Here is a 21,466-nt window from a genome sequence, read left to right on the forward strand (position 1 = left end):
GTCGGAAACGACATCTTTGGTACCGTTTCCGACATGGACGTCGTCGTCTTCGTGGTGGACGGCGTGGCCGATTTCGGATACGCCGCCCTGCTGGAAACGTTCAACACCGCCAACTCCGTGCGCGCCGAGCTGCCCGACCCGCCGCAGCCGTGGCGGGTGCGCAGCGCCTCCTTCGGCGCCACGGTGCGGTCGGGCAACGGCCACACCGTGCCGACCATCCCGCTCGACGAACTCGGCGACGGATTCGACCTGATGATCGTGCCCGCCGTGCACGTACTCGAGGCCGCGGCGCTGATCGACCTCGTTTCCGCACCCGCCAGCCGCCCGGTGCTCGACCGGTTGGTCGCGGCCCGCGAGCGGGGCGCTCACCTCGCCGGCGCCTGCACCGGAACGTTCTTCCTGGCCGAGGCGGGCGTGCTGGACGGTTCACCAGCGACCACGAGCTGGTGGCTCGGCCCCAGCTTCCGGCGCCGCTACCCGCGCGTCGAACTCGACGAGGGGCGCACGCTGTGCCGCGGACAACGCGTCACCACCGCGGGCGCCGCGCTGTCGCACATGGACCTCGCGCTGTCGCTGATCGCGGGCAAGAGCCCGGCGCTGGCCGAACGCGCCATGCGCTACCTGGCGGTGGGCGCGGGACGCCCGCAGCGCGAGTTCATCGTTCCCGAGATCATCGCCCGCGGCGATTCCGTCACCGCCGCCTTCGAGCGCTGGGTCCGCGCCCACCTCGGCGAGAATTTCCGGATATCCCAGGCCGCGCGCGCAATCGGTGTCACCGAACGCAGCCTGCAGCGGGCCACCCACGCCGAACTGGGCATGTCCCCCACCGAGTTCGTGCACGACATCCGCCTGGAACGCGCCGTGCAGCTGCTGCGCACCACCTCGCTCACGGTTGACGCGGTGGCCGCCAAGGTGGGCTATCTCAACGCCGGAACGCTGCGCGGATTGTTCCGCCGCCGCCGGGGCATGTCGATATCCGAGATTCGCATGACGCGCGTGTCGTATTGAGCCGACCGCCGTCGGCACGACGCCGGATACCACGCGACGGCCGCGCTCCGGGAACGGTATCGTCCGCACGGGCGGCCCGCGACGGCCCGCTCGAGGAGGCCCCGGTGACCGATCGGCAGCACACGACCACATCCGACGAAGAGCGAACCCCCGCGCCCGCCAAGACGAGCGCGCACGACGCCGTGCGGCTGAGCGTGGTGATCGCCGCGCTGGGCGTGGTGTTCGGCGACATCGGCACCAGCCCGATCTACACCATCCAGACGGTGTTCAACCCCGCCGATCCGCATCCGGTGCCGATCAGCACCGACAACGTGTACGGCGTGGTCTCGATGGTGTTCTGGTCGGTCACCATCGTCGTCACCGTCACCTACATCCTGCTGGCCCTGCGCGCCGACAACGACGGCGAGGGCGGCATCATGGCGCTGATCACGCTGCTGCGGCGGTGGGGCTCGCAACACGGACGGCGGCAGACCGCGGTGCTGGCGGCGCTGGGCATCTTCGGCGCTTCCCTGTTCTTCGGCGACAGCATGATCACTCCGGCGATCTCCGTGCTGTCGGCGGTCGAGGGAATCGAGGTCGTGCAGCCGTCGCTGGCGGAGTTCGTCGTGCCGATCACCGCGGTGATCATCGTGACGCTGTTCCTGGTGCAGCGGCGGGGCACCGCGGCCGTGGGCCGGGTGTTCGGGCCGGTGATGATCGTCTGGTTCGTGACCATCGGCGCGTGCGGGGTGGCGGGCATCGCCGATCATCCGCAGATCCTGCGGGCCCTGTCACCGACCTACGCGCTGGGCTTCCTGTTCGGCAATTTCGGCACCGCCTTCTTCGCCTTGGCCGCGGTCGTGCTCGCGGTGACCGGAGCCGAGGCGCTGTATGCCGACATGGGTCACTTCGGCCGCCGAGCGATCACCCGCGCCTGGCTGCTGCTCGTATTCCCGGCGTGCATCCTCAGCTATTTCGGCCAAGGCGCGCTGATCCTCGGCGACCCCGCCAACGTCAGCAGCCCGTTCTTCCTGCTCATGCCCGCCTGGGGCCGCCTACCGCTGGTGCTGCTTGCCACCGCGGCGACCGTGATCGCCTCACAGGCGGTGATCACCGGCGCGTATTCGGTGGCGTCCCAGGCCGCCCGGCTCGGCTATCTGCCCCGGCTGCGCATCGCGCATACTTCGGAGGCCACGGTCGGCCAGATCTACGTCCCGTGGATCAACTGGCTGCTGATGGTCTCGGTACTCACCCTGGTGTTCGCCTTCCGCAGTTCGGCGGCGCTGGCCTACGCGTTCGGCATGGCGGTGACCGGCACGATCACCATCACCACGCTGCTGTTCTTCTATGTCGCCCGCGCCCGCTGGCACATCCCGCTGTGGCTGCTGGCCGTTGGCGCCGTCCCCCTGCTGTCGGTGGACCTGCTGTTCGTCGCGGCGAACCTCACCAAGCTCGCGCACGGCGCGTGGCTGCCGCTGCTGATCGGTCTCACCGCGTTCACCATCATGACCACCTGGCAACGCGGACGCGAGATCGTCACCGCCGAACGCGAACGGCGGGAAGGCTCGCTGCGCGAATTCATCGATCACCTGCACGCGGGCGACCCGTCGATACTCGAGGTTCCCGGCACGGCCGTGTTCCTCAACCGAGGCAAGCGGACCGCGCCACTGGCCTTGCGCGCCAACGCCGAACACAACCACGTGCGCCACGCCCACGTCGTGATCATGTCGATCGAGACCGAACCCGTGCCGCGCGTTCCGGCGGACCAACGGATCAGCGTCGATTCCCTCGGCTACACCGAAGACGGGATCATTCACGTCCGCGCCCGATTCGGCTACATGGAGGCGCAAGACGTGCCCGGCGCGCTGGCGCTGCTCGACCCCGCCGTTACCGAGGGGCCGTTGCAGCTGGATCGAGCGTCCTACTTCCTGTCGAAGATCGAGCTGCGCGCCGGGACCGAGCCGACGATGGCGCAGTGGCGTAAACGGCTGTTCATCGCCACCTCCTACATCACCGCCGACGCCGCCGAGCAGTTCGGCCTGCCCCGCGACCGTACGGTCATCATGGGCGCCCACATCGAGATCTAGGAGCTACCTCTACCTGCCCCGACGCACACCTCGGACCGAGGCGCGACATCTCCCCTGGATGGCAGCTGCCGAAGGATCGTGACCCGCGACGGCACCAGGACGGCCGGCACCCGCGAATGCCGCGCCTCGAACCAGCTCAGAATGCTCCGCCGCCGACGGGCACGCTCGCCCCGGTGATCCAGCGGGCCTCCTCCGATGCCAGGAAGGCGACCACGTCGGCGATGTCGTCGGGTTCACCCATCCGGCCGAGCGGAGTCGACTGGGCGATCTGCTGATTCGCCGCGGTCACCCCGGACGCGGCGAGGGCGTCGGTGCGCACCGCACCGGGCAGCACGCTGTTGGCCGTGATGCCGCGCGGGCCGAGTTCCCTGGCCAGCACCCGAACGAGCTGCTCGACAGCGGCCTTGCTGGCGCCGTAGACGCCCGATCCCGGCCGGTGGGTCAGTGTCGCACCGGAGGACACGACGACGATGCGGCCGTTGTCGCGCAACCGCTTCGCGGCCTCGCGCAGGGCGACGAACGTCGCCTTCGTGTTGACCTCGAACATCAGCTCGAAGTCCTCGTCGGTGGCCTCGGCTATCGCGCCGAAACGGGCGACCCCCGCGTTGTTCACGAAGACGTCCACGCCACCGAAACGCTCCTCGGCGGCATCGAACAGCCCGCGCGGGCCCGCCACGTCCGCGACGTCGGCCCGCACCGCCAGCGCCTGCCCACCGGAGTCCTCGATCCCGGCCACCACCTGTTCGGCGGCAGCCCGGTTCGACTGGTAGTTGACGACGACGGAGGTTCCCCGCGCGCCCAGACGTTCCGCGATAGCGCGACCGATGCCGCGAGATCCTCCGGTGACGATCGCGACCGGCATCACACCTCCCAATTGATGAGTATATGGATAGTCGAGATCATCGACTAAGTAGGGGAGGGTGTCAACTGTCCATCACCTAGACTTTTCCCATGCCGACCGATGACCAGGGACTCGCGCCCGCCTTCGCGCGGCTGCACCGGGAGATCAGCGCCCTCTACACCTCGATCGCGCGGCGCCTGGAGCTGACGAGTCAGCAAGCCGAATTGCTGTGCCTGCTCGGCGCCGACCGACCGCGGTCCTTCGGTGAACTGGCCGCGATGCTCGGTTGTGACAAGACCAATGTGACCGGCATGGTCGACCGGCTGGAGCGGCGCGGGTTGCTCGTCAGGGAGACCGACCCCGGAGACCGCCGCGTGACTCGCGCGGTACCCACCGAACAAGGCTCGGCGGTGCGGCACAAGTTCCGCGCGGATCTGGAGCAGGAGCTGGCCCGCAGGCTTACCGGCATCGACCGCACTCGATTGATCGACCTCGTGACCGCGACGGCAACAGCCCTGGCCGACCACCGGTGAAATCCAACGTCGCTGAAACCGACAGCAGATATAGGGTCACGCTTACTGTCTTGGTTATCCGAACTAACTTTTGCGCAGCATTACGTCACCCTTCGTTCGAGTAGTTCGCTACTCGTGTGCGGGCAAGGCCGTCACCAGAGAATGGCGATAGCTGGTGCGACGACGTCGTCGACACCGCGTTCACCTCGATCACGGAGTCACCCATGCCTGCGAAAAAGAATTCATCCCGCCGGTCGCACACCGGAAACGACGCCCTTCTCGCCGCCCTGCGCAAATACATCCGCAGCAAGGGCGAGAACTTCCTCGAAGACCCCAATATCTCCTCGATCGGCGTCGGCTACAAGCAAGTCGACGGGAAACCGACCGGCGAGATCGCGGTGCAATTCACCGTGCACGAGAAGGTGTCCGAACCGGAGGCGCTGGAAGCACTTGGCACCGCGGCGATTCCGAAGACCATCACCGTCGACGGGATCGAGGTACCGACCGACGTGCTGCAACGCACGTTCGAGCCCGCCTTCCGGCTGGTCACCGAAGCGGCCGCGCCCGAACGGAAGTCGCGCATGGATCCGATCGTTCCTGGCATCAGCGTCGCCCACCCCAGCACCACGGCGGGGACGATCGGTTGCGTCGTCTACGACCGCGACGACGCGACACCGTATGTGCTCAGCAACTGGCACGTCCTGCACACCGCGGCGGGCAGGCTCGGCGACGACGTCGTGCAGCCGGGCCCGCGCGACGACAACCGGGTCGACCGCAACCGGCTCGGCAGGCTCGTTCGATCCCATCTCGGCACGGCGGGCGACTGCGCCGTAGCCGACATCGAGAACCGGCAGTTCAGCGCCGCTATCACCGGGCTGGATGTCGTTCCGGACCGTCTCGGCGAACCAGAGCTCGGCGACAAGGTGATCAAGAGCGGCCGGACCACCCAGGTCACCCACGGCATCGTGCGTCGCGTCGATGTGGTCGCCGAGATCGACTACCGAGGCGTCGGCACGAGGAACATCGGCGGCTTCGAGATCGGGCCCGATCCGGCCCATCCCGCGGTCGACGGCGAGATCAGCAGCGGCGGCGATTCCGGATCGGCGTGGATGTTCAAGCTGCCCGGCGGGGAGACCAGCACCGTGCTGGCCGGATTGCATTTCGCCGGCGAGACGGGCGCGGACACCGACGAGCACGCGCTGGCCTGTCTGCCGCAATCGGTGTTCGAGAAGCTCGGCATCACTTTGACTCCGCCGGTCGCGGAGGAAGTCGCGGTCGTCGCCGGATACGATCCGCATTTCCTCGCGTCGCCGATCCCGGTACCCGAGGTGGAGGCCGAGGTCCGCCCGGACGTGGCGACCACCGTCGACGGCGCCGATGTCCTGCACTACACGCACTTCTCCCTCGCGATGCGCCGCTCGCGCCGCTTCGCCATCTGGGTGGCCTGGAACATCGACGGCAGCTCGATGAAGAAGCTGTCGCGCAAGAAGATCGACTTCGTCAAGGATTCGCGGCTCGACGCGGACGCCCAGGTCGGCAACGAGTTGTACCGCGACAACCGGCTCGATCGCGGCCACCTCGCGCGACGCGCCGACCTGCTGTGGGGCAGCCTGCCCGAAGCACGGAAGGCCAACGAGGATTCGTTCTTCTACACCAACATCACCCCGCAGATGGACGACTTCAACCAGAGCATGCGCGACGGGGTCTGGGGGCGGCTCGAGGACGCCGTCTTCGCCGATGTCACTGTCGACGACCTGAAGGTGAGCGCGTTCGGCGGCCCGGTCTTCACCGATGAGGACCAGGAATTCCGGCAGGTCAAGATTCCACGCGAGTTCTGGAAGGTCATCGCGTTCCGGGAGAATGGTGAACTGAAGGCCCGCGGCTTCCTGCTGACCCAGAACCTGGACCAGCTCGAAGTGCTCGATCTCGACGAGTTCCGCGTCTTCCAGGTGCCGCTGACCGAGATCGAGCAGCGCGCGCGCTTCCACTTCCCGCAAGCGCTGCGGGACGCGGATCTGCAACTGGCGCCGGAGGAAGTAGCCGCCCCGCTGGACTCGGTCGCGGACATCCAATGGTGAAGCAGGCCGGGACGGTCGCTACACGGCGCGGGATTTCGGAGGCGCGGTGAATCCTTCGGCGAATTCGATGAAGTTCTGCACGACCGTCTCGGCTTCCCGCCGGACACTTCGCTTGAGGAGTAGTCCGGGCAGTAAGAGTGAGGATTGCAGTTCGGTGTGATACCAGACCTGCGATCCCCCGCCGTCCTCGGTGACTTCGAACCAGCCACCGCCGCCGACGCCGACACAGCTGTCGACGACCTGCCACGACACGCGGTCCTCGGTCCAGTCGTATTCCAGCACCTGGAGATCGGACTTGCCGAGCGGAGTCTCGGCGGTGACGTAAACCCGCTGCGGGCGGCCGGATTCACCGCGGGTGGCCACGCGCGCGTCCGAATGCGTCGACCATTCGGGAAGCATTTCGATCGCGGCGACCGCGTCGAACACCTGAGCGGGATCGACTCCGACGGCGAAATGGATATCGGTTTTTACGCGCATAACTCCTCCACCCCCGGGATCAACGCGGCCGATTCTGCCCGTGCCACTTCCCATCCGTCAACACGCGCCCGACGCGCAACCAACAGGGATACGCAAAGTTCGATGTCAGAGGCTCTTCGTAGCCGAAAAAAGAAGTCAGCTATCTGCTAGCTATTCGGCGCGCAGGCGGTTACCGGCGAGTATAAAAGCGGTCGAATCCAGTGAAATCATCCCTGGAATTCGTGGTGCAACTCCGGCAGGAACTGGGCGAGGTGGTTTCATTTCCGGGTCGCAGTGCAGCACCAGCTCTCGTGCCAGGTCCACGCCGTCCGCGCGGCCTCTTCGTCTTCGGCCGACAGCTGAAGCGAGCCGGGGCGTGTCCGGTGGAACCATGCCCGGGTTATCGCCACCCACCGGAATGTCCACCGGACCGACCCTCGAGGCGCACGGCCGACGGTCTTACCGGGCCGTATCCGTCCAGGTGACGGGCAATTCGTGAACGCCGTAGATATTCATGTCGGTCCTGAGTTTCACCTCACCGGCGGGGATGGCGAGGTCGAGCGTCGGGAAGCGGCGCAGCAGTCCGGCGAAACCGGCGCGCATCTCGATGCGGGCCAGTTGCTGGCCGAGGCATTGATGGACGCCGTGGCCGAAGGACAGGTGACCGCGTGCCGTGCGGTGGAAGTCGAGGGTGTCGGGGTTGTCGAAGCGCTGGGGGTCGTGGTTGGCGGCGAGCAGGGACACGACGACGGTCGAGCCCTTGCCGATCGTTTCGCCGCCGAGTTCGATGTCGTCGGTGGCGTAGCGATAGAAGATGTCGGCAACGGACAGGTAGCGCATGAGCTCCTCGACGGCGTCGGGGAGCAGATCCGGATCGGCGCGCAGTTCGGCGAGCTGCTCGGGGTGCTCCAGCAACGCGAAGGTCCCCAGCGCGAGCATGTTGGCGGTGGTCTCGTGGCCCGCGAGCAGCAGCAGGAAAGCGATGCCGGTGAGCTCCTCGATGGTGAGGTCGTCGTGGCGGGCCAGGTCGGACAGGATGTCCTCGCCGGGTTCGGCGCGCTTGCGCGCGACCAGTTCGGCCAGATACGTGGTCATCGCACCGTAGGCGGCCATCTTCTCGTCCAGCGACTGGTCCTTGACCAGGAACTTGGCCGAGTTGACCTGGAAGGTCTCCCGGTCCGCGTACGGGACACCGAGCAACTCGCAGATCACCAGCGAGGGCACCGGCAGCGCGAACCCCGCGACCAGGTCGACCGGCGGGGTCAGGCGCGCCATCCGGTCCAGTTGCCGCTCTGCGATGTCGATGATGTGCTGTTCGAGCTGCTTCATCCGTTTGACGGTGAAGGCGCCGGTCAGCTTCCGCCGCAGCCGGGTGTGGTCCGGGGGGTCCATGGCGATGAACAAACCCGGCACCTGCGGGGACGGTTCGGTGGCGACGGGCATCCCGGGGGTCTCGTACGGCACGTGGACTATGCCGATGTCCTGACGGGAGCTGAACCGGGTGTCGGCCATGAGCCGGCGGACCGCGTCGTAGCCGGTGACGAGCCAGCCCTCGTGACCGTCGGGGAAGATCATGGGGCTGACCGGACGAACCTCCCGCAGCCGGGTGATCTCGCGGGGCGGATCGAAGGGCCCCGCGTTGCGCTCCAGGGGGAGGCCGTGCGGGATGGGGGCCGTTTGACTCATCGGGTTTCCTCTCGTGGCGATTGTCGAACGATGGTGATCGCGCCGGACGGGCACAACTGGGCGGCCTCGCGGACGGCCGACTCCCACTCGGGCGCGGGTGTGGGGGCCAGCGGCACCACCCGGCCGTCCTCGGGGTCCTGGTCGAATACTTCGGGGGCGGTCAGTACGCACATGCCCGCGCTGACGCAGCGATCCCGGTCCACGCTGAGCTCCACCGGTTACCTCTCTTCCCGGCCGGCGGGGCGGGCGAGCGCACCGATGCGCGGTAGTGTCCGGAAGTCGGGGGCGAGCGAGGGCTTGTCCCCGTATGGCTTCGGTGCCCCGGCAGCTGCGGTTGCTGAACTGTTCACACGAGAACTGTCGCCGTCCTGGCTGACACCGCCCTGACACCGACCTGACACGCCACCGACACGGTGTTCGACCTGGTCGCGTCGCGGCCGCTCAGCCGCCGAAAGTCACCTCGCCGTAGCGCTTTCGTCCGGCTGCGGTGTCGTGACGTGAATGCGCGGTTGCAAATGCGCGGTCCGACCGAATCGGTGCCGGTCGCCGCCGGCGAAGTGGTTGTCACCCCCGGGGACGGGCGGCCCGGCTGACCACCGCGAGTCCACGGCAGAATGGTCCGGTGCAGATCGGGATGCTTGGACCGCTCGAGATCCGACTAGACGACGGTGGATCGATCGAGGTACCGGGCGCTCGGTTGCGAGCGCTGTTGATCGCCCTCGCGCTCGAACCTGGTCGCGTAGTCCCGAAAACGACTCTGGTCGATTGGATCTGGGGTGAGCAGCCGCCCGCCGACGCGGCGAACGCCTTGCAGGCACTGGTCTCCCGGCTGCGCAGGGTGCTGCCGGACGGGTCGCTCGACGGGCAGGCGGGCGGATACCGGCTGACGGTGGAACCCCGCTCCGTCGACGCCCTGCGGTTCGAACAGCTTCTCGACCAGGCCCGCGGCGGTGACGACGCGCGACAGGCCCAGCTGCTGCGCGAAGCCGTCGACCTGTGGCGCGGTGCGCCGATGCAGGACGTCGGTATGCAGGACAGCGAGGCTTTCGACGCCGTGGTGACCCGGCTCGAGGGGCTGCGCCTGGCCGCCATGGAGGATCGCTATGAAGCGGAGATCCGCCTCGGCCGGGGTACGGAGCTGATCACCGAGCTGACCGAGCTGGTGGCCCGGCACCCGGTGCGGGAACGGCTCGTCGCCGCGCTCATGCGTGCGCTCGGCGCCGCGGGTCGTGGCGCCGAGGCGCTGCTCGTGTACCAGCGTGCACGGGAGGCGCTCGCCGACACGCTGGGTGTCGATCCCTCCCCCGAACTGTCCGCATTGCACGTGGCGCTCCTGCGCGGCGAAGTGCGAGCGGAGGACAACGACCGCAAGACGAACCTGCGGGCCGAGTTGACCAGATTCGTCGGCAAATACGCCGATATCGCCGCCGTGCGCGAACTCATCGCACACCATCGGCTCACCACGTTGACCGGTCCCGGCGGCTCGGGCAAGACCAGGCTGGCCCTGGAAACCGCGCGGACCATGCTCGACGACCTGCCCGACGGGGCCTGGCTGGTGGAACTGGCGTCCGTGGGCGCGAATGGCGACGTGGCGCAATCGGCGCTCGCCGCGCTCGGACTCCGGGACTCGTTGCTCGGCGGCGCACCGAACGCGGAACCGATGGACCGGCTCGTCGCGGCGATCCGGGAGCGCGAAACGCTGTTGATCCTGGACAACTGCGAGCACGTGATCGAGTCCGCCGCGGCGTTCGCCCACCGATTGCTCGGGGAGTGCCTGCGGCTGCGGATCCTGGCCACGAGCAGGGAACCGCTCGGCATCACGGGCGAGGCGCTGTGGCAGGTCGAGCCGTTGGCGTTGCCCGCGGAGGGTGCGGATGCCGGCGAGATCGAGTCCTCCCCGGCCGTTCAGCTGCTGCGGGACCGGGCCGGTGCCGTGCGCCAAGATCTCGCGGTCGATGCGGGCGCCCTGTCCACCATGGCGCGCGTCTGCCGGGCGCTCGACGGCATTCCGCTGGCGATCGAACTGGCCGCGGCCAGGCTGCGCACCATGTCCCTCGACCAGCTCGCCCGCCGCCTCGACGATCGGTTCCGTCTGCTGACCGGCGGCAGCCGTACCGCGATCCCGCAGCACCGGACGTTGCGCGCGGTGGTCGACTGGAGCTGGGAGCTGCTCACCGACGCGGAACGGCTGGTACTGCGCAGGCTCGCGGTGTTCTCCGGCGGTGCGAGCCTGGAGGCGGCCGAGCAGGTCTGCGCGGGGACAGTCAGCGGACCCGAAGGCCAGAAGAACGTGACGGTCGAGCGGTGGGAGGTGCTCGAGCTGCTGACCGCGTTGACCGAAAAATCCCTGCTGCGCACCGTGGAGGACGACGGGCCGCGCTTCCGGATGCTCGACACGATCAAGCAGTACGCCCGGGACCGGCTCGAGGAATCGGGGGAATCGGATTCGGCCCGCCGAGCGCATCTGGCGTACTTCACCGAACTCGCCGACACCGCGGAGCCGTACCTGCGCCGTGCCGAGCAATTGACGTGGCTCGCCACGCTCGAGCTCGAACACGACAACATCGCTGTCGCGATGCGTGGCGCGCTCGCGGCCGCGGACGCGACCGGGGCGATGCGACTCGCGGCGGCCGCGGGCTGGTACTGGTGGCTCAGCGGGCACAAGGCCGAGGGCATGGAGTTGATCGTCGCGGCCGCCGATATGTCCGGCGAGGTGGACGACGAGATCCGGGCCAGGGTGTACGGGCTGGTCGTGCATTTCCTGAGTTCGGGGCCGAGCGACGAGCACCAAGTCGAGGAATGGATCCGCAAGGCATCCCTGTTCAGCCGACGCAGCAAGGGCCGATACCCGCTGCTGGCGTTCGTCGGCGCGCTGGAACGCATGCTGGAGGGACCGGACGCGTTGCTGCCCGCCTTCGAACCGCTGCTCACCGACGACGACCCCTGGGTGCGGGCGCTGGCCCGGCTCCAGCTGGGCAAGGCGCGGATCGCGCTCGGCCAGGAAGGTCCGGAGGCGGACGAGTACCTGGAGACGGCGCTCGCCGAGTTCCGGACCATCGGTGAGCGCTGGGGAATTTCGTTCGCGCTGACCGAGCTGGCGAATCGGATCGCCATGCGCGGCGACTTCACCGCCGCGTGCGAGCACCTCGATCAGGCGATCGCGGTGGTCACCGAGATCGGCGCGATCGAGGACATCTTCCTGATGCGGGCGCGGCAGGCTCAGCTGTACTGGCTGCTGGGTGACGCGGAGGCGAGCGCGGCTGCCATGGCCGAGGCGCAGCGGCACGCGGATCGGTCCGCCTGGCCGAACGCGCTGGCCGTACTCGCACTGGAGAAGGCGGAGCTGGCTCGCTGGAGCGGCGACACCGAGCAGGCATACCGGCAGATCGACGTCGCGAAGACCATGTTGGGCAGCGATGCGGAGCAGCCCTACGTCAGGGCGCTGATACACAACCTGCTCGGCTACCTCGCAGACGGTCTCGACGAGGCCCGCGAGCGACACGCCGCGGCCTTCCAAGCGGTGACCGATGCGGGGTACGCGCCGCTGATCGCCCAGATACTCGTCGGGATAGCGGATTTGGCGTTGCGTGCCGACCACGATGAGCAGGCGGTGCGGCTGCTCGCGGCGAGCGCAGGAGTGCGCGGCCGGTCCGACCGTTCCCAACCGGATGTGGCCAGGATCGAGCAGACCGCACGAGATCGCCTCGGCGAAGTGCGGTTCACCGAGGCGACGAAGGAAGGTACGCAAGCGAACTGGCGTGAACTGGTCGCCGCTGCGCTCGCTCGCTGAAAACGCGGAAAAAGGCGCACGACACCGAGATGGTGTCGTGCGCCCGTTGAGCGATGTAGGCGGGGACGGGATGGCGCAGCCGGGTGCACTAGGCGGCGGTGGCGTGCCGGATGACGATGTTGCCGTACGAGTTACGCGCGTACACCCGCACGATTTCCTCATTGTCCGACCGGTCGACCGGCCGCATCTGGTTGCGTACCGTCCCGTGCTGGGCGTTGGTTTCCAACTGCACCGCGCTGCTCGGGCTGATTCCGACCTGCAACTCGCCCATGGACGTTTCCAGCCGGAGCACGCCGCGCGATGCTTCGCCGATGCGGATGTCACCCTTGGCGGTTTTCGCGGTCACCGAACCATGTGGGCGCTCGACGGTGATGTCGCCCGCGGATACCTCCAGGTCGCACTCGCCGAGTTCGCCCGCACCCAGCAATCGGCCCACGGCGGCGGTGCCCTTCAGCCGGGAGCCGGTGGGTACCTCGATGGTCAGCTCGATCGACGGGTTGCCGCCGAACGGGGTGTAGGTCCGCCAGTCTTTCGGCGTTCTGACGGTCAAAGTGCCTGCGCTGAAATCGATCCGGGTTTGCTCGGCGGCGCGCACGTCGCCTTTTCTGGTCGCATCGGCCGGGCGGACCTCGACGACGGTGTCGATACGGTCCGAGGCGATCACCGTGACGTGACCGGAGAGCACGTCGATGGTGACGGCGATCGGTTCCGGGGTTTCGAACGTGGGCATGACTGTCTCCTCGATGTGAATCGGTGGGTGCGAGAGGGCTGCGGGGTCAGCTGCCGCAGCCGATGACGGGTCCGCGCTCGCGAACCGGCCTCGATGAGCGCGGTATGGCGCCGGCCGGTCGCGACTAGACTCGCTTGTCGAATGTGGCGCGTGACCACAGGTATCCGACCAGAGCGAACCCGGCGCACCAGGCCAGGGCGGCGGCTGTGTACCCGCCGGAGGGATGGCCGAAGAGAAACCCGCGCAACGCTTCGATGATCGGCGTGAAGGGCTGGTACTGCGCGAACTGCCGGATCCCCTGTCCCATCTGGTCGGCGGGCACGATCGCGCTGCTCACGAACGGCAGCATGATCAGCGGCACCACGGTCATGCCCGCGGATTCCGGAGTCTTCGCGGCCATGCCGAGGGCGACCGTGAGCCAGGCGGCCGCGAACGATGTCGCCACCATGACGCCGATCGCGCCGAGCCAGTCCAGCGCGGTCGCGGGCGACCGGAATCCCAGCGCGAAGGCCACGCCGAGGACCGCAGCGATGGCCACCACATTGGTCAGTACGGTGGCCGCGACGTGGCCGGTCAGCACGGCGCCACGGGAGACGCTCATGACCTTGAACCGGTTGATGACGCCCTTCGCCATGTCGGAGCTCACCGATACCGCGGTGCCCGACAACCCGTAGCTGATGGCCAGCAGGATCATGCCCGGTGTCGCGTAATCGATGTAGTGTTCGCCGACGTCGAACGCGTTGCCGAACACGTACACGAAGATCAGCATCATCACGACCGGCATCAGAGCCGCGTTGAATATCGTGACCGGGGTCCGGGCGATGTGCTTGAAGTTGCGACGCAGCATGATCGACGAATCGGCCAGCGGTGCGGAAATGGTGCTCATGGTGCGACAGCCTCCGTGGTGGCGTGACCGGTCAGGGCGAAGAAGACATCATCGAGATCGGGCGTGTGGACGGAGACCTCTTCGGCGTCGACCGAGTGCTCGGCCAGCCGATTCAGCAACTCGCGCAGTGCTTTCGTGCCGCCGTCGCCCGGGACCCGCAAGGTCAGAGCCTCGTCGTCGCGAGTGGCGACGGGCAGGATCCGGGCCGCCGCGTCGAGCTCCGTGACATCGGTGAACCGGAGCCGGATGTGGCTGCCGGGTACCCGGCGCTTGAGGTCGTCGGGTGTGCCTTCGCCGACTATGCGGCCCTGGTCGAGCACCGCGATCCGGTCGGCCAGCTGGTCGGCTTCCTCGAGGTACTGGGTGGTGAGGAAGATCGTCACACCGTCGGCCGTCAATTCCCGGACGATCTCCCACATGGTGCGACGGCTGCGCGGATCGAGTCCGGTCGTCGGCTCGTCCAAGAAGACGATCTCCGGCTTGGTGACCAGCGTCATCGCCAGGTCCAGTTTCCGGCGCATACCCCCGGAATAGGTCGACGCCTGCTTTCGCGCCGACTCCGCCAGTTCGAACCGTTCCAGCAATTCGGCGATCACCCGCTTGCTCTCGTCGGCCCGCAGATGGTGCAGATCCGCCATCAGCCGCAGGTTCTCCTCCCCCGTCAGCAGATCGTCCACCGCCGCGAACTGGCCGGTGACGCCGATCGCCGCGCGCACCGCGTCGGGTTCGGTCGCGATATCGTGCCCGGCGACGCGCGCCGTGCCGCCATCGGCCTTCGCCAACGTGGTCAGCACGTTCACCGTCGTCGTCTTGCCCGCCCCGTTCGGGCCGAGCAGGGAGAAGATCGTGCCTGCGCCGATATCCAAATCGATGCCGTCGAGGATCGTCTTGTCCCCGTATGTCTTTCGCAGCCCGGAAGCCGCGATCGCTGAATTGTTCACACGGGTACTGTCGTCAGCCCGGCTGATACCGACCTGACACCGGCCTGACACGTCCACTGACACGCCGATGGCTGCCCGTATCGAAAATATGTTCGACTCGAGGTAAGGTGCCGGAGCATGCCGGACCAGGAGCCCCTCCCCTTCGCTCGCACGCAGATCAACGAGGTGCGCAGGCAACTGCTGGATGCGGCCGCGTTCGGCAAGCACCTTGGACCCGAACAACTGGAGAACATGGCAGGCAAGCTGGCCGAAGGTTTGCGCGCTTACACCGAGGCCATCACAGCCGCCACCGCACCGGCCGGCCCTCCCGCCGACGGCCGCGCCTGCCTCGACTACCGCGGCCGTACCCGCTGAGGGTCAGCGCGCCGGTACGGCGTCCGGTTAGATCGGGCGGAAGCCCGCTCCGGGACCTCCGCGAGCGTCGACGTCAGCGATGACGGCGGTCATCTCGGTCCCGAGCTGAGGTCCGAGGCACGGCACGGTCACGTAGGCGTTCACCATGCTGACGAGGGTTGTTCCGACCACGACCGGTCCGCCGGAGTCACCGGGAACGACGCATATCTGCGTCCACGTCCACGCGCCGGCAGTCAGCACGTTCCCGTAGGTCAATCCGCACGTCTGGCCGGTGCTATAGCCTTCCTTACACGCGATATCGGGGAATTTCGCCGGACCGCCCACCTGGGTGATCGTCGTGTTGCCGACGCGGCTGACCGGGACGACTCTGTCCGGTTCGAACACGATGACGGCGTAATCCATGTCGCTGTTGGTCTGGGCGATGGTGCCGACGGCGCCGGCGTCGCGATCGGCCGCCGCCGCGACGCTGGTACCCACACCACCGCAATGAGCCGCGGTGAACCCGACCAGCTGACCTGCGGCATCGTGCCCGATCGTGGTGAGCGTACAGATGCCCTCGCCGTTGACGACGATGCCGGAGCCGCCACCCAGCACGACCGGGGCGGCGGCGCGCACCACACCGGCATGCGCCCCCATCAGCGTTGCGCATGCCGCGAGCGCAGCAGCTGTTCCCGCGAGTTTCTCGAACATGCCGCATCCAATCGGTCGAAGGGGAAGATCGTCCCCCCAATGCCGCGCGAACAGGTACTGCTGTGTACTTTGCAGGCTCGTCGACCAGCCAGGCGTCGTCACCAATAGTGCGGGATCGAGCCTTGTCGGGTGTCCGTCATTGATGACGAAACGCCGACGGTCACGCCACGATCTGGTGCGTGTGCGTGACGCGCGGCGTTCGTCCTTTCGTCAGCGATGCAGTAGGGCAGATCATGCGATGCAGAGCGGGAAGACGAAGATCAACGGCGGGAAGAAGCAGACCGGCCAGAAGAACGGAGCCCAGAACAAAACGGCGTCATTGGTCTGCAACTGCCCATGCTGAGTGATGTCGACGGCCGCCGGAGGGGCGGGCACGGGTGCCTGATCCGGGGAAGCGACAGCTGCGCCCGAACCGAAAGCGATCATTGGCACACAGGCTGCCGCGGCTGCGGTAGCGATAATCTTGTTCTTGGTCATGGTGCTTCCTTCAAACTGGGCTGTTGGGATGCCTTCGCCCATTGAAGGCGTCCCGCGTATGACTCCTCTTACTCTTCTCTCAGGAAGCGCGGAAGATCATCGTCCTAGGGGACGGAAACGCTCACCCCCGGGTTGAAACCGGAGGTGAGCACGGGTTCGCGTACCACTCCCGTGCTAATGGTCCACATCCCGCACCTTCGGAAGACGGGCCTGCCGGTCAGCAGCGCCGAGCCGACCGCGCTCAGATTCCCGCAGCATTGAAACGAGGCATTTCCGTGTACCCCGCCGGATCACATGCACGGTCCAACCGTGTCTGGTCGCCGCTGCGCGATTCGCACAGAGCGACTTCCGCTTCCGCCGGAATCTCCGTAGTGATTCCAGCACAACGATTTCCGGCCCAGTTTTCCGCATCCACCACAAGAATCCGGTGCCTTCGAGATTCGCCTTTGAAGCGGAAGACGACTGGGAAGCCTCCTATTATCGTTCGCTGCGTGAAGCCGACGGGGTCGTACTCATCGGTGGCGGCCGCACCACATTGATCACCGCGATGGTGGCGATGGCGTTCGATATACCCCTCACGCCCGTCGCCGCCTGCGGCGGTGCGGCGCGTAAGACATGGGCATCCATGGGCCGCGCCGGCCTCGGCGATGCGGAACCCGGCGAGCAGTAACGGCGCCTCTGTCCCGCAACCCGACTCGGACACACCCACTCCGTCGAAGCGACGTGTTCACCGCCGTCTCGATACCTACCGAGCCAGTAGAAATAGGGGCTCTCCCGCCCGGCTACCATCAGCCCAACGTTCTGAGAGGAAACCATGATCAAGCCCTTCGCCGCTGCGCTCGCTACGGCCGCCGCCGCTCTGCTCTTCCTGCCCGCCGCCCCCGCGCAAGCCCAGTCGCCCTTCTGCGCCAAGGCCATCGAGCTGATCAACATCGCGATCGACACCAGCGGCGGCACGCTGGACGACGCGACGGCTACAGCGCTGTCCGACCGCCTGAACGGCCTGGCCAATTTCGCCCAGGGCGCGGAGAAGGATGTCATCGCCGCCTACGCCAACGCACTGGTGGACGAGAACGTCGCCAACCTCGACCCCTACACCGACGAACTCAATCGCGTCTGCGGCGCCTGACCGCAACGGACGAAAGCGGAAGACGGCGCGCTAGGCGACAAAGACTTGCCCATCCGCTGATGCGGCGGGCCAACAGCAGACGTGGTCGGCGACGAAAAACCCCCTCAGCACCGAATCTGAGGGGGTTTTCTGCTGTTGCTGGGTCACAGTGCTCGACAGCCCAACAACCAATCCGTCGCGGCCTCCACATCATCGGCTGGCACCTTGCGCGTGTAGTACGCGGGCGGAGTCACCCAGCGCAGCCGTCGCAAGCCCCGCACTGGCCGACCAGTCCACCCGCCGTACTCACGCCCGAGCGAGTACGCCTTTCCCGAGCCAGCGGGAGCAGGCAGTAGCAGGGCTAGTTGCTGGCGTAGCCGGAACCGGCGACCAGACCAAATGGTGCGATCCGTCGACATGTGCGGAACATCCATCACGGTCCTCATTGGTTGCAGTTGATGATGGTCGGCGGCGTTTCCACATCGTCGCTGGCCTGCTTGCCGCCGGACTCCACGTCGATTCTAAGCGTGGCCCTCCACGCCCCGTCCTCACATTGGGTGTTGTAGGCCAGGATGTTGTACCAAACGTTCGGGATATCACTATTGTTATCCGCAGCTCGATTCATCCACTTGCTGGCGCCACGAGCCCTGTATTCCAGCGCAAGAAACACATGGAAGCGCGTGGGCTTCTCCTCGCAGGACACGAACCCCGAGACGCCGACACCACCCTTGATCAGCATGGGATGGTGGTTGAAGTGGCCTTCGCACGAGAGCGCCTTTGCCGTACCGGCCGCCTGCGCCACGGGCGCTTGAGCCACCAGAGCGGCGGCAACAGTTGCCATCGTCGCTGCGACCGTGGCGCCGCGTCCAAGAGACATCAGATTCTGAATCTTCATGGTGTTACACCCTTTTCTCGATACAGAAAAAGGCGCGCAATCAGGATGGATGCACGCCATGAAATGAAGATCAATGCGAGAGGACGCAGGCCACAACCAGCCCATCATGCACGCCGCGTAGTGCAGGTGGTAGCCGCGCATCCGCACGACCAAGTGCACATCTGGTTCCGCTGGCATCGGGGAAGTCATCACATGCCCCGCTCCCGAAACCATCGGTAGTCCTCGCGGCTCACGATGGCCGCCGATACCCGCGTCGAACACGTCAACGGGTCACATCCCCCGTGCGTATCCAACGCCTTGTCGGCAGCTTCCCGGCTCAGCAACGGCAGCGATGGGTTGCTGTGCGACGACAACCTGTCATGCAGCTTCGCCAACGCCGCCTCGACGTCGAATCCGCCGGACTTGGCGCCCGGTATCAGCTCCAGCGCGGGTCGTTCGGGAGGTTCACTTTCAGGCATACGTGCTCGCCCAACCGCGCCGGCGCGCTTCCTTCTCCGCGCGAATGGCTTCGACGATCACCTGACCCGATGGGCGAACATGACTGCCGGGGCGCACGATCCACGCGCGAAACGTTGTCCCCCGATCGGCGGGACTGGGCAGTCCGATCGTTCCTCCGGTGCGCACAATCGACACGTCCAACCGGAACATCTCAGCGAACAGCGGAATCTCATCCGGCAGATCAGGGCGAATCAGAAACGTCCACCGTTTCGACCGTGGATGCGACAGAATCGGACCCAGCTTGTACCCGCGTTGCTGCATCCAGGTTTTCACGCTCTGCCCCAGCACGGCAGGCATGGTCATGGCCCACACCGAGCCGCAACTAGCAACGATCCGGCCCACGTGGGGTGGGTCAACTCGCGCGGGTATATCGCACACGTTCCGGTAATAGTGGCATCGGGACAAGGGCGTATCCCCGAAAGCTACATGGTTCATCGAACCCCCTCCTGTCCCGATGAATGAGTTATGCCCTGACGTGCCATCACCGAGTAGTAGTCTCGTAAAACACCGGGAAGGCGTCCCGTCGGAATTGCCTGCACTCCCATAGTTTTCGATAAACCAGCTACCACAAGCACCACATAGATGGACATGTGCAGACGTCTTCGGTACCGCCCAAGACGTCCCTAGACGTCCCCCCGATTGGAGCAGCATGGCGAACGAGCGACTGCGCAATGCGATGCAGCAGGCCGGACTCGATATCGCGGATGCCGCCGAGAAAGTAGGCGTCGAACCGAAAACTGTCGAACGGTGGATCACCAAAGGTCGCACGCCATACCCGAAGCACAGGCACGCACTGGCCTCACTCGTCGGGGAGATCGAGAATTACCTATGGCCCGATGCGCTCTCGCCGGAGCGAAAGATCGAGGTCGCCGAGTCAGAGGTTCTGAAGGTCTATCCGCATCGCAGCGCGATCCCCAGCGACTTATGGCGGCGACTACTGTCCAGCACCGGCGAACGGCTCGACGTCCTCGTGCTGGCGGGACTCTTCCTCGCCGAGGAACCCGAATTCACTCGTGTCGTTCGCAAGAAGACGCGCGACGGCCTGAAGGTGCGGCTCCTGTTCGGCCGGCCGTCAGCTCCCGAAGCTGACAAGCGCGGCGCCGAGGAGCGCCTTGCCGCTGGTACTGTCCCCTCTCGAATCAGCAATGCGCTCGCGCTGATCGAGCCGCTCGCTGACATCGAAGGAGTCGACCTGCGCTACCACGACACGACGTTGTACAACTCCGTGTTCCGATTCGATGACGAGATGATCGTCAACATGCACGCGTACGGCGTGCCCGGCGCGCACGCTCCCGCCATGCATCTGCGCCAACTCCCTGCGGGCAACCTCTTCGAGACGTACATGACGAGTTTTGAGCACGTCTGGTCGACCGCGACTCCCGAAAGGTGACTGCAATGAGTCGTACCGACTACTTCCACGATCCGAATGCACCAGCGCCGAACAGCATCAAGGTCGCTGTGAGCGCATTCGTCGAGGATGCCGACGGCCGCATACTGATGATCCACCGAACCGACAACGACCTGTATTCGATTCCCGGTGGCGGCCTCGAGGCAGGAGAGACGGTCACCGAGGCAGTCGTGCGCGAGGTGCACGAAGAGACCGGCATCGACGTCCATGTGACCGACCTGATCGGAATTTTCTCCAACCCGGATCACGTCATCGCCTACGACGATGGTGAAGTCAGGCAGGAATTCTCGATCTGCTTCCGCGCCGACCCGATCGGCGGGCAGCCCCGGGCAAGCTCGGAATCCAAGGAAGTCATCTGGGTCGCGCCAACAGACCTCGCCAAGCTGGACGTCCACCCCTCGATCACGCTACGGATCGAGCGCGGCCTCGAGAAAACGAGTACGCCCTACTTCACTTAGATCCGCGACGGGCCGCCTCGATCCGGTCAACAGCTTCCAACAGTTCGGGCGCCGCTTCCGTCAACGACCGCGAGACAACGTGATCTTCGCCGTACCGCTGCGTCACCTCCGCAAGGCGCGCGCGGACATCGGTACCAGCGCCCGTTGGCGTTGTGGACATGTCAGCCCACCAAAGCGCATCGCGAAGCGGACCACGCTCGTCCGGCCACGACAGGGGAACCTGACGGTTCCGCGCCTCGACTCTGGCGCACGAGTGATTCGCGACGAGCGCGCAAAGCCGGGGCGACGCCCCTCGACGCTGAAGAAACTCCGCACCATCGACGGGGTGGAACCCAGTCCGCACCAACTGCGGTGAGTAGCCGACATCGTGCAGCCAAGCCGCGGCAACGAGCAGGTCGCCGTCATCGACGAGGTCGGCGACGAGCTCGGCGTGACGCACGACGCCCGCTACATGCGCGAGCCGTGTCGGAAGTTCGCTCAGCACGTCGTGCGCGGTCCGCTCCGCCCACGCCAGAAGCTCTCCACCCATGTCGCCACCGTAGTTGGTCGGCGAGCAGACCCCCTTCGCGTCGATGATCTCTTCG

General features: G+C 66.6%; 23 protein-coding genes. 10 read left to right on the forward strand and 13 right to left on the reverse strand.

The window, feature by feature from the left end; translation table 11 throughout:
- The first annotated feature begins 33 nt into the window (after positions 1-33).
- Both ON21_RS33570 and ON21_RS33575 read left to right on the forward strand, forming a co-directional pair.
- Positions 34-1,008 carry a GlxA family transcriptional regulator gene (locus tag ON21_RS33570; protein WP_039804838.1) on the forward strand — a complete coding sequence of 325 codons (975 nt, stop codon included), beginning with the start codon at positions 34-36 and terminating at the stop codon, positions 1,006-1,008.
- A 182-nt stretch (positions 1,009-1,190) separates the two neighbouring features.
- Positions 1,191-3,074: a potassium transporter Kup gene (locus ON21_RS33575; RefSeq protein WP_444543670.1), complete on the forward strand. Its 1,884-nt coding sequence runs from the start codon at positions 1,191-1,193 to the stop codon at positions 3,072-3,074.
- 136 nt (positions 3,075-3,210) lie between these two features.
- On the opposite strand, the gene ON21_RS33580 is transcribed toward ON21_RS33575, so the two are convergent.
- Positions 3,211-3,939, reverse strand: coding sequence for a glucose 1-dehydrogenase (locus ON21_RS33580; RefSeq protein WP_245562845.1), 729 nt, complete (start codon positions 3,937-3,939; stop codon positions 3,211-3,213).
- Positions 3,940-4,025: 86 nt separating this feature from the next.
- Between ON21_RS33580 and ON21_RS33585 the strand changes: the two genes are divergently transcribed.
- Both ON21_RS33585 and ON21_RS33590 read left to right on the forward strand, forming a co-directional pair.
- On the forward strand, positions 4,026-4,448 hold the full coding sequence (locus tag ON21_RS33585) for a MarR family winged helix-turn-helix transcriptional regulator (RefSeq protein ID WP_039804842.1): 423 nt from the start codon (positions 4,026-4,028) through the stop codon (positions 4,446-4,448).
- 203 nt (positions 4,449-4,651) lie between these two features.
- Positions 4,652-6,505 (forward strand): DNA/RNA non-specific endonuclease, encoded by a 1,854-nt coding sequence (locus tag ON21_RS33590; RefSeq protein ID WP_039804844.1) that lies wholly within the window; start codon positions 4,652-4,654, stop codon positions 6,503-6,505.
- Positions 6,506-6,523: 18 nt separating this feature from the next.
- Here the strand turns inward: ON21_RS33590 and ON21_RS33595 are convergent, their stop codons facing one another.
- The 3 genes from ON21_RS33595 to ON21_RS33605 form a co-directional block, all read right to left on the reverse strand.
- Positions 6,524-6,982 (reverse strand): SRPBCC family protein, encoded by a 459-nt coding sequence (locus ON21_RS33595; RefSeq protein ID WP_039804845.1) that lies wholly within the window; start codon positions 6,980-6,982, stop codon positions 6,524-6,526.
- 438 nt (positions 6,983-7,420) lie between these two features.
- On the reverse strand, positions 7,421-8,647 hold the full coding sequence (locus tag ON21_RS33600) for a cytochrome P450 (RefSeq protein WP_039804846.1): 1,227 nt from the start codon (positions 8,645-8,647) through the stop codon (positions 7,421-7,423).
- Positions 8,644-8,850 (reverse strand): ferredoxin, encoded by a 207-nt coding sequence (locus ON21_RS33605; protein WP_306307731.1) that lies wholly within the window; start codon positions 8,848-8,850, stop codon positions 8,644-8,646. Before ON21_RS33605 ends, ON21_RS33600 begins: the two co-directional genes overlap by 4 nt.
- A 419-nt stretch (positions 8,851-9,269) precedes the next feature.
- Here ON21_RS33605 and ON21_RS33610 point away from each other — a divergent pair, with 419 nt between their 5' ends.
- A complete protein-coding gene (locus tag ON21_RS33610) occupies positions 9,270-12,437 on the forward strand; it encodes an AfsR/SARP family transcriptional regulator (protein ID WP_039804849.1) in 3,168 nt (1,055 codons plus the stop codon).
- An 88-nt stretch (positions 12,438-12,525) separates the two neighbouring features.
- On the opposite strand, the gene ON21_RS33615 is transcribed toward ON21_RS33610, so the two are convergent.
- The 3 genes from ON21_RS33615 to ON21_RS33625 form a co-directional block, all read right to left on the reverse strand.
- Positions 12,526-13,167 carry a DUF4097 family beta strand repeat-containing protein gene (locus tag ON21_RS33615; protein WP_039804851.1) on the reverse strand — a complete coding sequence of 214 codons (642 nt, stop codon included), beginning with the start codon at positions 13,165-13,167 and terminating at the stop codon, positions 12,526-12,528.
- A gap of 124 nt (positions 13,168-13,291) precedes the next feature.
- Positions 13,292-14,053: an ABC transporter permease gene (locus tag ON21_RS33620; protein ID WP_039804853.1), complete on the reverse strand. Its 762-nt coding sequence runs from the start codon at positions 14,051-14,053 to the stop codon at positions 13,292-13,294.
- On the reverse strand, positions 14,050-14,994 hold the full coding sequence (locus tag ON21_RS33625) for a daunorubicin resistance protein DrrA family ABC transporter ATP-binding protein (protein WP_039804854.1): 945 nt from the start codon (positions 14,992-14,994) through the stop codon (positions 14,050-14,052). Before ON21_RS33625 ends, ON21_RS33620 begins: the two co-directional genes overlap by 4 nt.
- A gap of 117 nt (positions 14,995-15,111) precedes the next feature.
- On the opposite strand from ON21_RS33625, the gene ON21_RS33630 reads away from it, so the two are divergent.
- Positions 15,112-15,348 (forward strand): DUF6374 family protein, encoded by a 237-nt coding sequence (locus ON21_RS33630; RefSeq protein ID WP_039804856.1) that lies wholly within the window; start codon positions 15,112-15,114, stop codon positions 15,346-15,348.
- A 27-nt stretch (positions 15,349-15,375) separates the two neighbouring features.
- Here the strand turns inward: ON21_RS33630 and ON21_RS33635 are convergent, their stop codons facing one another.
- Positions 15,376-16,038, reverse strand: a complete 663-nt coding sequence (locus tag ON21_RS33635; RefSeq protein WP_039804858.1) for a chymotrypsin family serine protease — start codon at positions 16,036-16,038, stop codon at positions 15,376-15,378.
- A gap of 231 nt (positions 16,039-16,269) precedes the next feature.
- Positions 16,270-16,515 carry a hypothetical protein gene (locus tag ON21_RS33640; RefSeq protein WP_157171155.1) on the reverse strand — a complete coding sequence of 82 codons (246 nt, stop codon included), beginning with the start codon at positions 16,513-16,515 and terminating at the stop codon, positions 16,270-16,272.
- Positions 16,516-16,942: 427 nt separating this feature from the next.
- On the opposite strand from ON21_RS33640, the gene ON21_RS33645 reads away from it, so the two are divergent.
- Both ON21_RS33645 and ON21_RS33650 read left to right on the forward strand, forming a co-directional pair.
- Positions 16,943-17,185: a hypothetical protein gene (locus ON21_RS33645; protein ID WP_039804862.1), complete on the forward strand. Its 243-nt coding sequence runs from the start codon at positions 16,943-16,945 to the stop codon at positions 17,183-17,185.
- A 144-nt stretch (positions 17,186-17,329) separates the two neighbouring features.
- A complete protein-coding gene (locus ON21_RS33650; RefSeq protein ID WP_039804863.1) occupies positions 17,330-17,644 on the forward strand; it encodes a hypothetical protein in 315 nt (104 codons plus the stop codon).
- 421 nt (positions 17,645-18,065) lie between these two features.
- Here the strand turns inward: ON21_RS33650 and ON21_RS33655 are convergent, their stop codons facing one another.
- Genes ON21_RS33655 through ON21_RS33660 form a run of 3 tightly spaced genes read right to left on the reverse strand, consistent with a single transcriptional unit; the run spans position 18,066 to position 19,358 of the window.
- Complete coding sequence (locus ON21_RS33655; RefSeq protein WP_169332763.1) at positions 18,066-18,731, reverse strand: hypothetical protein; 666 nt, start codon at positions 18,729-18,731, stop codon at positions 18,066-18,068.
- Positions 18,707-18,976 carry a hypothetical protein gene (locus tag ON21_RS39125; protein WP_157171156.1) on the reverse strand — a complete coding sequence of 90 codons (270 nt, stop codon included), beginning with the start codon at positions 18,974-18,976 and terminating at the stop codon, positions 18,707-18,709. The genes ON21_RS33655 and ON21_RS39125 overlap by 25 nt, the downstream gene beginning before the upstream one ends.
- The gene (locus ON21_RS33660) at positions 18,969-19,358 is read right to left on the reverse strand and encodes a DNA-directed RNA polymerase subunit beta (protein WP_245562844.1); all 390 of its coding nucleotides are present in this window, start codon (positions 19,356-19,358) and stop codon (positions 18,969-18,971) included. Before ON21_RS33660 ends, ON21_RS39125 begins: the two co-directional genes overlap by 8 nt.
- 307 nt (positions 19,359-19,665) lie before the next feature.
- On the opposite strand from ON21_RS33660, the gene ON21_RS33665 reads away from it, so the two are divergent.
- Positions 19,666-20,406: a helix-turn-helix domain-containing protein gene (locus ON21_RS33665; RefSeq protein WP_039804869.1), complete on the forward strand. Its 741-nt coding sequence runs from the start codon at positions 19,666-19,668 to the stop codon at positions 20,404-20,406.
- Between the two features lie 5 nt (positions 20,407-20,411).
- Positions 20,412-20,882: an NUDIX hydrolase gene (locus ON21_RS33670; protein WP_039804871.1), complete on the forward strand. Its 471-nt coding sequence runs from the start codon at positions 20,412-20,414 to the stop codon at positions 20,880-20,882.
- Here ON21_RS33670 and ON21_RS37735 read toward each other — a convergent pair.
- On the reverse strand, positions 20,875-21,411 hold the full coding sequence (locus ON21_RS37735; RefSeq protein WP_083881067.1) for an HD domain-containing protein: 537 nt from the start codon (positions 21,409-21,411) through the stop codon (positions 20,875-20,877). The genes ON21_RS33670 and ON21_RS37735 overlap by 8 nt on opposite strands.
- Positions 21,412-21,466 lie beyond the last annotated feature (55 nt).

This window comes from Nocardia araoensis NBRC 100135 (assembly GCF_000308435.1).
Classification (GTDB): domain Bacteria; phylum Actinomycetota; class Actinomycetes; order Mycobacteriales; family Mycobacteriaceae; genus Nocardia; species Nocardia araoensis.

Excerpts from the sequence above, each read along its gene's own strand:
- ON21_RS33570 (WP_039804838.1), top strand. The coding sequence starts at position 34 with ATGGACGTCGTCGTCTTCGTGGTGGACGGCGTGGCCGATTTCGGATAC.
- ON21_RS33585 (WP_039804842.1), top strand. The coding sequence starts at position 4,026 with ATGCCGACCGATGACCAGGGACTCGCGCCCGCCTTCGCGCGGCTGCAC.
- ON21_RS33590 (WP_039804844.1), top strand. The coding sequence starts at position 4,652 with ATGCCTGCGAAAAAGAATTCATCCCGCCGGTCGCACACCGGAAACGAC.
- ON21_RS33595 (WP_039804845.1), bottom strand. The coding sequence starts at position 6,982 with ATGCGCGTAAAAACCGATATCCATTTCGCCGTCGGAGTCGATCCCGCT.
- ON21_RS33600 (WP_039804846.1), bottom strand. The coding sequence starts at position 8,647 with ATGAGTCAAACGGCCCCCATCCCGCACGGCCTCCCCCTGGAGCGCAAC.
- ON21_RS33615 (WP_039804851.1), bottom strand. The coding sequence starts at position 13,167 with ATGCCCACGTTCGAAACCCCGGAACCGATCGCCGTCACCATCGACGTG.
- ON21_RS33620 (WP_039804853.1), bottom strand. The coding sequence starts at position 14,053 with ATGAGCACCATTTCCGCACCGCTGGCCGATTCGTCGATCATGCTGCGT.
- ON21_RS33630 (WP_039804856.1), top strand. The coding sequence starts at position 15,112 with ATGCCGGACCAGGAGCCCCTCCCCTTCGCTCGCACGCAGATCAACGAG.
- ON21_RS33635 (WP_039804858.1), bottom strand. The coding sequence starts at position 16,038 with ATGTTCGAGAAACTCGCGGGAACAGCTGCTGCGCTCGCGGCATGCGCA.
- ON21_RS33640 (WP_157171155.1), bottom strand. The coding sequence starts at position 16,515 with ATGACCAAGAACAAGATTATCGCTACCGCAGCCGCGGCAGCCTGTGTG.
- ON21_RS33650 (WP_039804863.1), top strand. The coding sequence starts at position 17,330 with ATGATCAAGCCCTTCGCCGCTGCGCTCGCTACGGCCGCCGCCGCTCTG.
- ON21_RS33655 (WP_169332763.1), bottom strand. The coding sequence starts at position 18,731 with ATGGTTTCGGGAGCGGGGCATGTGATGACTTCCCCGATGCCAGCGGAA.
- ON21_RS39125 (WP_157171156.1), bottom strand. The coding sequence starts at position 18,976 with ATGCCTGAAAGTGAACCTCCCGAACGACCCGCGCTGGAGCTGATACCG.
- ON21_RS33665 (WP_039804869.1), top strand. The coding sequence starts at position 19,666 with ATGGCGAACGAGCGACTGCGCAATGCGATGCAGCAGGCCGGACTCGAT.
- ON21_RS33670 (WP_039804871.1), top strand. The coding sequence starts at position 20,412 with ATGAGTCGTACCGACTACTTCCACGATCCGAATGCACCAGCGCCGAAC.
- ON21_RS37735 (WP_083881067.1), bottom strand. The coding sequence starts at position 21,411 with ATGGGTGGAGAGCTTCTGGCGTGGGCGGAGCGGACCGCGCACGACGTG.